This window comes from Pantoea sp. DY-15, from assembly GCF_019795935.1.
GTDB lineage: Bacteria > Pseudomonadota > Gammaproteobacteria > Enterobacterales > Enterobacteriaceae > Pantoea > Pantoea leporis.
The window spans coordinates 240,805-252,294 of sequence record NZ_JAIMIF010000004.1 but is presented as its reverse complement, the minus strand read 5'-3'; the positions used below and the strand labels follow the sequence as shown (position 1 = coordinate 252,294).

The following is an 11,490-nucleotide window of genomic DNA, read 5'->3' as shown; positions in this document are numbered from 1 at the left end:
GAACATGAGCATTCCCTATACTCGCTGGCCGGACGACCTGGCTGCGCGCTATCGCGAAAAAGGTTACTGGCTGGATGTGCCGATGACCGACATTCTGGCGCGTCATCAGCATAATGATGCCATCGCGGTGATTGATGGCGATCGCCAGATCAGCTATCGCGAAATGGACGTGCTGAGCAGCAACCTGGCCGCCGCGCTGCAGCGTCGTGGCCTGCAAAATGGCGATACTGCGCTGGTGCAGCTTGGCAACGTGGCCGATTTTTATGTCACGGTATTTGCGCTGTTTAAGCTCGGCGTAGCGTCAGTATTTGCGCTGTTCAGCCATCAGCGCACCGAACTAAGCGCCTATGCAGCGCAGATCGAACCTAAACTGCTGATTGCCGATCGCACTCACGCGCTGTTTGCTGATGATAGCTTTATCAACGCGCTGTGCGCCGCGCAGCCTTCGCTGCAGCAGGTGATTCTGCGTAATGACACCCAGCCGGAAAACACGCTGGAAGCGCTGATGGCGGAAGTCGCGGGTGATTACGTCGCCACACCAACCGCCGCTGATGAAGTGGCGTTTTTCCAGCTCTCCGGTGGCAGCACCGGCACGCCGAAGCTGATTCCGCGCACCCATAACGATTATTACTACAGCATTCGCGCCAGCGACGAGATCTGCGCAGTGACCGCCGATACGCGCTATCTTATCGCCCTGCCCGCGCCGCATAACTTTGCCATGAGCTCCCCGGGTTCGCTCGGCGTGTTTTATGCCGGTGGTCAGGTGATTCTGGCTGCCGATCCCAGCGCCACGCTCTGCTTCCCGCTGATTGAGAAGCATCAGGTCACCGATACCGGTTTGGTGCCGCCGGCGGTGAGTTTGTGGCTACAGGCGATTCAGGAATGGGGCAGCAATAAACAGCTGGCTTCGCTGCAGCGCATTCAGGTGGGCGGCGCCAAGCTGGGCGAAACCCTCGCGGCACGTATTCAGCGTGAAATTGACTGTCAGCTGCAGCAGGTTTTCGGCATGGCCGAAGGTCTGGTGAACTACACGCGCTTTGGCGACGATGAGAACATCATTCTCACCACGCAAGGCCGCCCGATCTCTGAAGATGACGAAGTGTGGGTCGCTGACGAGCACGGCAACGCGCTGCCAACCGGCACCATCGGTCGCCTGATGACGCGCGGCCCCTACACCTTCCGTGGCTATTACAAGAGCCCGGAACATAACGCCGCCAGCTTCGACGCCAACGGGTTTTACTGTTCGGGCGATCTGATTGAGATCGACGCGCAGGGCTACATCACCGTGCAAGGGCGCGAAAAGGATCAGATCAATCGCGGTGGCGAGAAGATCGCCGCGGAAGAGATCGAAAACTTGCTGCAACGCCATCCGGATGTGATCCACGCCGCGCTGGTGTCGATGAACGACGAATTGATGGGTGAAAAGAGCTGCGCCTTTATCGTTGCCAGCCAACCGATCAAAGCGGTGGCGTTGCGTCGTCACCTGCGAGAACTGGGCGTGGCCGAGTTCAAATTACCTGACCGTATTACCTGCGTCGATGCCCTGCCGCTGACGCCTGTCGGCAAGGTGGATAAAAAACGTTTACGCCAACAGCTTGCCGACCAACAAGCGCAAGCCTGACCTGTTCCGGAGATTGTAATGGCTATTCCAAAACTGAACGCTTACGCGCTGCCCGCAGCGACTGAACTGCCTACCAACAAAGTGAAGTGGGCGCTTGAGCCTCAGCGTGCCGCGCTGCTGATTCACGATATGCAGGCTTACTTCCTTAATTTCTGGGGCGAAAACAGCCCGCTGGTTAATCAGGTGGTGGAAAACATCGCTCGTCTGCGTGCTTACTGCAAAGCGCAGGGCATACCGGTGTTCTATACCGCTCAGCCGAACGAACAGAGCGATGCCGATCGCGCACTCCTCAACGACATGTGGGGACCGGGCCTGAATAAACATCCGGATCAGCAGAAGATCGTGGATGCGCTGGCGCCGGATCAGGACGATCAGGTACTGACCAAATGGCGATACAGCGCCTTCGTGCGCTCACCGCTGGAATCGATCCTGCAGGAGATGGGCCGCGATCAGTTGATCATCACCGGCGTGTACGCGCATATCGGTTGCCTGACCACCGCGACTGACGCCTTTATGCGTAATATCCAGCCGTTTATGGTGGCGGATGCGCTGGCCGACTTCACGCGCGAAGAGCACATGATGGCGCTGACTTACACCGCAGGTCGCAGCGGTAAAGTGGTGATGACCGCCGACCTGATGCCGCTGCCGTTGAGCAAAGACGATCTGCGTGCGCTCATTCTGCCGCTGCTGGAAGATGACGATGTGCCTGCAGATGACGAGAACCTAATCGATTACGGTCTGGATTCAGTTCGCGTGATGGCGCTGGCGGCGCGCTGGCGTCAGGTGCACAGCGACATCGATTTCGTCAGCCTGGCAAAAAATCCGACCATCGATGGCTGGTGGGCGCTGTTATCACGGGTGCCAGCAAAATGAGTGCGACTTTCGATTTCTGTGGAAAAATCGTCTGGGTAACCGGCGCAGGCAAAGGGATTGGTTATCACACCGCGCTGAGTTTCCATCAGGCGGGCGCGCAGGTTATCGGCTTCGATTTGCGTTTCGATCAGGCCGACTATCCCTTCGCCACGCAGGTGCTGGATGTGGCGAATGCTGCCGAGGTGAAGGCGGTTTGTCAGCGTTTGCTGGCAGATCAGCCACGTATCGATGTGCTGGTGAACGGTGCCGGCATCCTGCGTATTGGCAGCACCGATGAACTGTCGTTCGACGATTGGCAGGCGTGTCTGGCGGTGAATGCTGGGGGCGCGTTCAACATGTTCCAGCAAACCTTGCCGGTGTTTCGCCAGCAGCGTGCGGGCGCAATTGTGACCATCGCCTCCAATGCGGCACATGCGCCGCGCCTTGGCATGTCCGCTTATGGCGCTTCCAAAGCGGCGTTGCGCAGCTTGTGTCTGACCGTGGGTTTAGAGATGGCGCCTTACGGCGTGCGCTGCAATATCGTTTCTCCGGGTTCCACCGATACCGATATGCAACGCAGCCTGTGGCATACGCCAGAAGCCGAGCAGGAGATGATCAATGGTTTCCCGGATCAGTACAAGCTGGGGATCCCGCTGCGTAAGATTGCTAAACCGCAGGAGATCGTTGCTAACGTGATGTTCCTCGCGTCGGATCTTGCCAGCCATGTGGTACTGCAGGATATTGTGGTCGACGGTGGCGCAACGCTGGGATCCTAAGTTATGGCAATCTGGAAACGTTCGGTCGATGTTGAAACGTTGAATAAGATGGGTGAAAACTCGCTGGTGGCACACGTTGGCATTGTGTTTACCACCATCGGTGAAGATTATCTCGAAGCCACCATGCCGGTGGATGCCCGCACGCATCAGCCGTTTGGCCTGCTGCACGGCGGCGCTTCTGTGGTGCTGGCGGAGTCGATGGGATCGATTGCCGGTTATCTCAGCATCGAAGAAGGTAAAAGCGTGGTGGGGATTGAGGTGAGCGCCAGCCACCATCGTGCAGTAAGCAGCGGTGAAGTGCGCGGTATTTGCCGCCCGTTACACCTTGGTGCGCGTAATCAAAGCTGGCAGATTGAGATTCGTAACACCCGCGACCAACTGTGCTGCACCTCGAGATTGACGGTGGCGGTGCTGGGTTAAGACATAAAAAAAGCGGCCTTCGGGCCGCTTTTTTGTACGATTAACGCTGGTAAATGATTTCGACGCCTTCGTCGTCCTCTTCGTCCCAGTCGTCATCCCAATCGTCGTCTTCTTCCACTTCCTGCGCCGTTTCCATGGCTTCACGGTGATAATCATCCCACATGAAGGCCACTTTCTCTGGCTCTTTAGCTTCTTCTTCGGCTTCTTTTGGATTTTCGATGATAAAGCTCATCACATCCCAGCAAAGATCTTTCACGCCATCATGGCTAGCCGCAGAGATTAGGTAATATTTTTCTTCCCAGCCTAATGCTTCCACTACCGCTTTGGCACGGCTTTCCGCTTCTTCGCGGCTTAGCAGGTCACATTTGTTGAACACTAACCAGCGCGGCTTCTGGAACAGTTTATCGCTGTATTTTTCCAGTTCGCCGAGAATGATGCGGGCATTTTCTACCGGATCAGATTCATCGATAGGGGCAAGATCGATCAGGTGCAACAGCACGCGACAACGCTCAAGGTGCTTCAGGAAGCGAATACCCAAACCTGCGCCATCCGCTGCGCCTTCAATCAGGCCAGGAATGTCGGCGACAACAAAGCTTTTTTCGTTGTCCATACGCACCACGCCAAGGCTTGGTACCAGCGTAGTAAACGGATAATCCGCGACTTTGGGTTTCGCTGCGGATACCGAGCGAATAAAGGTCGATTTACCGGCATTCGGCAGACCCAACATACCAACGTCAGCCAGCAGCATCAGTTCCAGTTGCAGGTCACGCTTCTCGCCCGGTGTTCCCATAGTTTTTTGACGCGGGGAACGGTTAACTGAGGATTTAAAGCGCGTGTTACCAAGGCCATGCCAGCCGCCTTTCGCCACCATCAGCTTCTGCTCATGACGCGTCATGTCGCCCAGCGTTTCACCGGTACCCTGGTCAATGACGCGGGTACCAACGGGCACTTTAACGATGATGTCTTTACCACGTTTACCGGTGCAATCACGGCTTTGGCCATTCTGGCCACGTTCGGCACGGAAAGACTTTTCAAAGCGATAATCGATCAGGGTGTTGAGGTTTTCATCCGCCAACAGATATACGTCGCCGCCGTCACCGCCGTCGCCGCCATCCGGGCCGCCTCTTGGAATATATTTTTCACGGCGGAAGCTTACGCAACCGTTGCCGCCATCACCCGCGACCGCAAGGATCGTCGCTTCATCTACAAACTTCATTTTATTTCTCCGTCACGCTGTCGTTCACGGCAGCTTGCAGGCCGCAAACGGGTCCGCCAGGGTCTTCTGCGCTGACCGACGGCGGATAATACAAGATTGGCAAAGCCAAGAGTACATAAATTGTACAACAACTGTGCTAAAGCGTAACTGTTATCCAGCAACCTCAGTAGCAGAATGTAAAAAGCCCCGCAAAGCTGCGGGGCCTTTCATTCGTGTATTCAGACGTTAAACGTCTGCAGCACGACAACCTTACTCAGCAACGATGCTGATGTATTTACGGTTGTTCGGGCCTTTAATCTCGAATTTTACTTTGCCGTCTGCGGTTGCAAACAGGGTGTGGTCACGACCACAACCTACGTTGCTACCTGCGTGGAATTTGGTGCCACGCTGACGAACGATGATGCTACCTGCCAGAACAGATTCGCCACCGAAACGTTTTACACCCAGACGTTTTGCGTTGGAGTCGCGACCGTTACGGGTCGAGCCACCAGCCTTCTTATGTGCCATTTGTCAGATCTCCTCTTACGCGCCGATCACAGTGATTTTCACATCTGTGAACCACTGACGGTGACCAGCTTGCTTACGGTAGTGTTTACGACGACGAAACTTAACGATCTTAATTTTCTCGCCACGACCGTGAGCAACAACTTCTGCCTTGATCACACCGCCTGAAACCAGTGGCGCGCCGATTTTCACGTCTTCGCCATTTGCGATCATCAGAACCTGGTCAAACTCAATGGTTTCACCGGTTGCGATGTCCAGCTTTTCCAGGCGAACGGTCTGACCTTCGCTTACTCGGTGTTGTTTACCACCACTTTGGAAAACCGCGTACATATAAAACTCCGCTTCTGCGCGTGCCTTTCTTGTTCATCAGGCGGCGCGATAAATATTCACAATAGGGCGCGAATTCTACGCAATACTCCAGCAGAAGACAAGAGCACTTTGCACTCTCTTGCAGAAAAAAAGCGCAAGGCGAATGCAAACGTTTCGCAACCCGATTTTTCAAGTACAATCAGTAACAGATTACCTGAACTCACGCTGTTTAAAGCGCTTACCATGCAAAAAACGAGTAAAGCTGAAAAGACGAATGAACTTAGAACAGATTAATGAATTAACCGCGCAGGACATGGCGGCCGTCAACCAGACCATCCTCGAGCAGCTGAATTCAGAAGTCTCACTGATTAACCAGTTGGGCTATTACATTATCAGCGGCGGGGGCAAACGCATCCGCCCGATGATCGCTGTGCTGTCGGCACGCGCGCTGAATTATCAGGGATCGTTGCACATCACCAATGCGGCGCTGATCGAATTTATCCATACGGCGACGCTGCTGCATGATGATGTGGTGGATGAATCCGATATGCGCCGTGGCAAAGCCACCGCGAACGCCGCGTTTGGTAATGCGGCTAGCGTGCTGGTGGGCGATTTTATCTATACGCGCTCTTTCCAGATGATGACTAGCATGGGATCCTTGAAGATCCTTGCGCTGATGTCGGAAGCGGTCAACGTGATCGCCGAAGGAGAAGTGCTGCAGTTAATGAACTGCAACGATCCCGATATCACGGAAGAGAGTTACATGCGGGTGATCTACAGCAAAACCGCCCGCCTGTTCGAAGCTGCCTCGCAAGCGTCGGCGATTTTAGCTGAGGCGACGCCCGCGCAGGAAAAGGCGTTACAGGATTATGGTCGCTACCTTGGCACCGCTTTCCAGTTAATTGATGATTTGCTGGATTACAGCGCAGATGGTGAAACGCTGGGCAAAAATACCGGTGATGACCTGAGCGAAGGTAAACCGACGCTGCCGCTGCTGCACGCGATGCACAACGGAACGCCTGAGCAGGCGCAAATGATCCGTAAAGCCATTGAAGAAGGTAACGGTCGTCACCTGCTGGAACCGGTGCTGGCAGCAATGCAGCAGACTGGCTCGCTGGAGTGGACGCGCAAACGCGCTGAAGAAGAAGCGGATAAAGCCATCGCAGCACTTCAGATATTACCCGAAAGCCCTTGGCGCAGCGCACTCGAAGCGCTGGCTCATATGTCAGTACAGCGCGACTTCTGATTTCAACGGGGCCTTCTCTGGCTCCGTTTCCTTCCTCACTCTTCTCCTTTTTACTTACATCTCTTGCATCGCTTTTGCGAAAAGCGACGCAGTTTCGTGCGTCGGCCAAACATTTACTGGAAAATTACTGGAAACATTTGATATAAAAATGCGGATTTTTTCCAGATCTCTCTGCGACGGGAAAGCTTTTTTCAGCGGAGATGAAGTAATAACACGGACATGGAGAAGAAAGTTATGTACCCAAGGAAAGCGGATTGGCACCCGGCAGATATCATTGCTGCATTACGTAAGAAAGGCACGTCACTGGCAGCGCTGTCCCGCGAATCAGGGCTTAGCTCCTCAACACTGGCCAATGCGCTGTCGCGTCCCTGGCCCAAAGGGGAGTGGCTAATCGCCAATGCGATCAAGGTTCATCCGGCCGATATATGGCCGAGCCGTTATTATGATCCTGTTACCGGCATGCTGATGGATCGAAAGCAGCGCATACGAACGCCGAAGGATCGTAAAAAGATCTGACTGTAATACCAATGAAAAAAAACCAGCCGCGTTGCCGTGACTGGTTTTTTTGATCTACGAAGCAGAAATTATTCGCCGCTTACGCGCTCGATATCTGCACCCATCGCTTTCAACTTATCTTCGATGTGCTCGTAGCCACGGTCGATGTGATAGATACGATCCACTATCGTGGTGCCTTCCGCGATACAACCCGCCAGCACCAGACTCGCTGATGCACGCAGATCGGTGGCCATCACCTGCGCGCCCGACAAGGTTTCTACGCCATGACAAATCGCTGTATTGCTCTCAATTTCCGCGTGCGCGCCCATACGAATCAGCTCAGGGATATGCATAAAGCGGTTTTCGAAGATGGTTTCGGTAATCACACCGGTTCCTTCTGCCACCAGGTTCAACAGTGTGAACTGCGCTTGCATGTCAGTAGGGAAGCCAGGATGCGGCGCGGTACGGATATTCACCGCTTTTGGACGCTTACCGTGCATATCCAGGCTGATCCAATCTTCGCCCACTTCGATCTCTGCACCAGCCTCACGCAATTTAGACAACACGGCATCCAGCGTATCTGGCTTCGTGTTGTGGCAAACAACTTTGCCCCGTGAAATCGCTGCTGCGACCAGGAAAGTACCGGTTTCGATACGATCTGGCAGCACACGATAAACGCCGCCGCCCAGACGCTCAACACCTTCAATGGTGATTTTGTCTGTGCCCGCGCCGGTGATTTTCGCACCCAGCGTGTTGAGGAAGTTTGCCGTATCGACAATCTCCGGCTCACGCGCGGCGTTCTCAATGATGGTGATGCCGGTGGCCAGCGTGGCCGCGCTCATGATGGTAACGGTAGCGCCGACAGACACTTTATCCATCACGATATGCGCGCCCTTCAGACGGCCATTGACAGAAGCTTTAACGTAACCCTCTTCCAGCTTAATTTCCGCACCAAGCTGTTCCAGACCAGTAATGTGCAGATCGACTGGGCGTGCACCGATAGCGCAGCCGCCCGGCAGTGAAACCTGGCCCTGACCAAAACGCGCCACCAGCGGACCCAGCGCCCAAATCGAAGCACGCATGGTTTTCACTAAATCGTATGGCGCACTGAAAACATTAACTTCGCGAGCATCAACGTGGACCGAACCATTGCGCTCAACGCGCGCACCCAGCAGATTCAGCAGCTTCATGGTGGTATCGATATCACGCAGCTTCGGTACGTTCTGAATCTCTACCGGCTCTTCAGCCAGCAGCGCAGCAAACAGAATCGGCAACGCAGCATTCTTCGCCCCGGAAATGGTCACTTCACCACTTAAACGGGTGGGGCCTTGCACACGAAATTTGTCCATTAACACCGCTCTCAATTATCTATCAATAAAACAACCGGTGAGGCACTTAGAAACCGTTGAGTTTACGGTCGCGCGCCCACTCGGCTGGGGTATAAGTTTTGATGGAAACCGCATGAATACGGTTATCCGCAATATATTCCATCAGCGGCGCGTACACAGCCTGCTGCTTCTTCACGCGGCTCAGTTCGCCGAACATTTCGCCCACCGCGATGACCTGAAAATGGCTGCCATCGTTGCTGAGTACGTGTACTTCTTCTAATGCCAGCGCCTGCATCAGCACGGCCTGAACTTCACTATTTTCCATCGCTCGTTACTTCGCTTAATAATAATAAGGCAGACATCTTAGAGGAAAGCGCCTGACTCTTAAATACGCAAAAGCCCCTGAAAAAATCAGGGGCTTAGCATCGACATCATTCGATCAGGCGATTTTTTCCGCAGAAACAATAATCTGCTGCAGGTTATACAGCGTGATCAGTGACTGGAGTTTATCGGAGATCCCAGAGAAAAGTGGTGCGCTGCCTTGAGCACGCGCAATTTCACGCAGATGCACCAATAGCGCTAAACCCGCTGAATCCACCCTTTCCAGCCCGGCGACATCAATGGTGGTGATATCAGCCACCGCAGTGTCACGTTCCTGCCACAAAGTCAGCAAAGTATCACGATCTAATTTGCCGCTTAAGGCCAGCGTGCTGGCAGTGCGCTGCCAGCGTAACGGTTCACTCATTATTGCTTTTTATCCAGGGTGATCGGCTGTGCGGCATAGGTTTTCAGCTGAGCCGTCAAGCCATCAATGCCTTTGGTACGCAGCAGATCGCCCCACTCATTCTGTTTCGTGGTGATCATGCTGATGCCTTCGGCCACCATATCATACGCCTGCCAGTTGCCAGTTTGGCTGTTCTTACGCCACTGGAAATCGAGACGCACAGGCGGACGCCCATTAGGATCGATGATGGTGACGCGAATCGCCACGATATTGGCATCGCCAATCGGCTGCTCCGGCTGAATCTGGTAGGTTTGACCGTTGTAGAGCGCCAGCGCCTGGCCGTAAGCCTGCGCCAGATAATCGCCGAACGCGGCAAAGTAGGCATCACGTTGCGCCGGTGTCGCATCGCGATAATAGCGACCAAGAACCAACGCACCGGCATATTTTACCTGCACGTACGGCATCAGTTCCTGACGTACCACTTCACGCAGATAGTTCGGATCCTGCTTAATCTTCGGCTGTTCGTTTTTCAAACGGGTAAAGGTCTTGTCCGCCGCTTCGTTCATCAGCTTGTAAGGATTAGTTTGATCCGCTGCAGCGTTGGCTGCCAGCGGTGCGATTGCCAACACGGCAATCATCAGTAAACGTTTAAACATCATGTTTTACCTCGTAGGTTATTCCGTTGTTGCTGGTGCTGCTGGTGCGCTCTCCGCACCCTGTGATTTATCGTCAGATTTGTTATCGCCGCTTTTATAGAGGAATTGACCGATCAGGTCTTCCAGCACCAGCGCCGACTTGGTGTCACGCAGCGTGCCGCCATCTTTCAGCATAGAAGAGCCAAGCTCGGGATCGTCAAAACCTAAATTCAGCGCCAGGAACTGCTCACCGAGCAGGCCTTGAGTGCGGATGGCTAATGAGCTGGTGTCGGGAATCTTATCAGCGTATTTATCGCTAATATCCATGGTCACACGCGGTGAGAGGGTTTTCTCATCCAGCGCAATATCTGACACCCGGCCAATCAACACGCCGCCAATTTTCACCGGAGAACTGACTTTTAGTCCGCCGATATTATCGAAGGTGGCATACATCTTCCACGTTGGTTCGGTGCCGATAGTTTTGAGATCGGCAACGCGCAGGCCGAGGAATAACAGCGCCAGCAGCGCAGCCAGCATGAAGACGCCAACCCAGATTTCGTTTTTCTTGCTTTGCATTGCATCAATTCCCAAACATCAGTGCTGTCAGCACAAAATCTAAACCGAGTACCGCCAGTGAAGCGTGCACCACGGTACGCGTTGTCGCACGGCTGATCCCTTCCGAGGTCGGGATGGCATCATAACCATTAAACAGCGCAATCCAGGTTACCGTGACGGCAAAGACTGCGCTTTTGATCATGCAGTTAACGACATCAGTGCGGAAATCTACCGCGTTCTGCATCGCCGACCAGAAGAAACCGGGATCGATCCCTTTCCAGCTCACGCCAACCAGCGCGCCACCGGCAATACCAACGGCGGTAAAGATCAACGCCAGCAACGGCATGCTGATAAATCCGGCCCAGAAGCGCGGTGAGACCACGCGTCGTAGCGGATCGACGGCCATCATCTCCATGCTGGAGAGCTGTTCGGTGGCTTTCATCAGCCCGATTTCAGCGGTTAACGCTGAACCCGCACGGCCTGCAAACAGCAACGCCGTGACGACCGGACCGAGCTCACGCAGCAGCGAGAGCGCCACCAGCATGCCAAGGCTGGTTTCCGCATTGTAAGTGGTGAGCACCAGATAGCCTTGCAGCCCCAGCACCATGCCAATAAACAAGCCAGATACCACGATGATCAGTAACGATAACACGCCCACGCTATATAGCTGTTTCACCAGCAGCGGCGCATGGCGACGAAACGCCGGCTTACCGACTAACGCATGAAATAACATGAGGCCTGCGCGGCCAAAAGCGGCACAGGTATTGATTCCCTGACGTCCAAATGACGCTAGCGCCTGTAACAACATC

General features: G+C 54.2%; 15 protein-coding genes. 6 read left to right on the top strand and 9 right to left on the bottom strand.

Translation table 11 applies throughout. The features are described 5' to 3' along the window. Window positions 1-4: 4 nt before the first annotated feature. The 4 genes from K5Y32_RS16310 to K5Y32_RS16295 are packed head-to-tail and all read left to right on the top strand — an operon-like array spanning window position 5 to window position 3,669. The gene (locus K5Y32_RS16310) at window positions 5-1,621 is read left to right on the top strand and encodes a (2,3-dihydroxybenzoyl)adenylate synthase (RefSeq protein WP_222185132.1); all 1,617 of its coding nucleotides are present in this window, start codon (window positions 5-7) and stop codon (window positions 1,619-1,621) included. Between the two features lie 18 nt (window positions 1,622-1,639). Continuing rightward, window positions 1,640-2,494 (top strand): isochorismatase, encoded by an 855-nt coding sequence (locus K5Y32_RS16305; protein ID WP_110868078.1) that lies wholly within the window; start codon window positions 1,640-1,642, stop codon window positions 2,492-2,494. Next, window positions 2,491-3,249 (top strand): 2,3-dihydro-2,3-dihydroxybenzoate dehydrogenase, encoded by a 759-nt coding sequence (dhbA, locus tag K5Y32_RS16300; protein ID WP_222185120.1) that lies wholly within the window; start codon window positions 2,491-2,493, stop codon window positions 3,247-3,249. Before K5Y32_RS16305 ends, dhbA begins: the two co-directional genes overlap by 4 nt. A gap of 3 nt (window positions 3,250-3,252) precedes the next feature. Next, a complete protein-coding gene (locus K5Y32_RS16295; protein ID WP_222185118.1) occupies window positions 3,253-3,669 on the top strand; it encodes a hotdog fold thioesterase in 417 nt (138 codons plus the stop codon). Between the two features lie 40 nt (window positions 3,670-3,709). On the opposite strand, the gene cgtA is transcribed toward K5Y32_RS16295, so the two are convergent. The 3 genes from cgtA to rplU form a co-directional block, all read right to left on the bottom strand. Further along, window positions 3,710-4,885: an Obg family GTPase CgtA gene (cgtA, locus tag K5Y32_RS16290; RefSeq protein ID WP_008104343.1), complete on the bottom strand. Its 1,176-nt coding sequence runs from the start codon at window positions 4,883-4,885 to the stop codon at window positions 3,710-3,712. Window positions 4,886-5,134: 249 nt separating this feature from the next. Next, entirely contained in the window at window positions 5,135-5,392 is a 258-nt protein-coding gene (rpmA, locus tag K5Y32_RS16285) for a 50S ribosomal protein L27 (protein ID WP_007886647.1), read from the bottom strand. Window positions 5,393-5,407: 15 nt separating this feature from the next. After that, a complete protein-coding gene (rplU, locus tag K5Y32_RS16280; protein ID WP_007886644.1) occupies window positions 5,408-5,719 on the bottom strand; it encodes a 50S ribosomal protein L21 in 312 nt (103 codons plus the stop codon). Between the two features lie 253 nt (window positions 5,720-5,972). Here rplU and ispB point away from each other — a divergent pair, with 253 nt between their 5' ends. Both ispB and K5Y32_RS16270 read left to right on the top strand, forming a co-directional pair. Further along, complete coding sequence (ispB, locus tag K5Y32_RS16275; protein ID WP_222185116.1) at window positions 5,973-6,944, top strand: octaprenyl diphosphate synthase; 972 nt, start codon at window positions 5,973-5,975, stop codon at window positions 6,942-6,944. 234 nt (window positions 6,945-7,178) lie between these two features. Then, window positions 7,179-7,460 (top strand): helix-turn-helix transcriptional regulator, encoded by a 282-nt coding sequence (locus K5Y32_RS16270; RefSeq protein WP_222185311.1) that lies wholly within the window; start codon window positions 7,179-7,181, stop codon window positions 7,458-7,460. Between the two features lie 68 nt (window positions 7,461-7,528). Here the strand turns inward: K5Y32_RS16270 and murA are convergent, their stop codons facing one another. The 6 genes from murA to mlaE form a co-directional block, all read right to left on the bottom strand. Further along, a complete protein-coding gene (gene murA, locus K5Y32_RS16265; protein ID WP_222185114.1) occupies window positions 7,529-8,788 on the bottom strand; it encodes a UDP-N-acetylglucosamine 1-carboxyvinyltransferase in 1,260 nt (419 codons plus the stop codon). Window positions 8,789-8,834: 46 nt separating this feature from the next. Continuing rightward, entirely contained in the window at window positions 8,835-9,092 is a 258-nt protein-coding gene (ibaG, locus tag K5Y32_RS16260) for a BolA family iron metabolism protein IbaG (protein ID WP_008104351.1), read from the bottom strand. 114 nt (window positions 9,093-9,206) lie between these two features. Then, window positions 9,207-9,512: a lipid asymmetry maintenance protein MlaB gene (gene mlaB, locus K5Y32_RS16255; protein WP_008104353.1), complete on the bottom strand. Its 306-nt coding sequence runs from the start codon at window positions 9,510-9,512 to the stop codon at window positions 9,207-9,209. Further along, window positions 9,512-10,147, bottom strand: coding sequence for a phospholipid-binding protein MlaC (mlaC, locus tag K5Y32_RS16250; RefSeq protein WP_222185310.1), 636 nt, complete (start codon window positions 10,145-10,147; stop codon window positions 9,512-9,514). The genes mlaB and mlaC overlap by 1 nt, the downstream gene beginning before the upstream one ends. Window positions 10,148-10,165: 18 nt before the next feature. After that, window positions 10,166-10,702, bottom strand: a complete 537-nt coding sequence (gene mlaD, locus K5Y32_RS16245) for an outer membrane lipid asymmetry maintenance protein MlaD (RefSeq protein ID WP_176970166.1) — start codon at window positions 10,700-10,702, stop codon at window positions 10,166-10,168. Between the two features lie 4 nt (window positions 10,703-10,706). Beyond that, complete coding sequence (gene mlaE, locus K5Y32_RS16240; protein ID WP_007886633.1) at window positions 10,707-11,489, bottom strand: lipid asymmetry maintenance ABC transporter permease subunit MlaE; 783 nt, start codon at window positions 11,487-11,489, stop codon at window positions 10,707-10,709. Window position 11,490 lies beyond the last annotated feature (1 nt).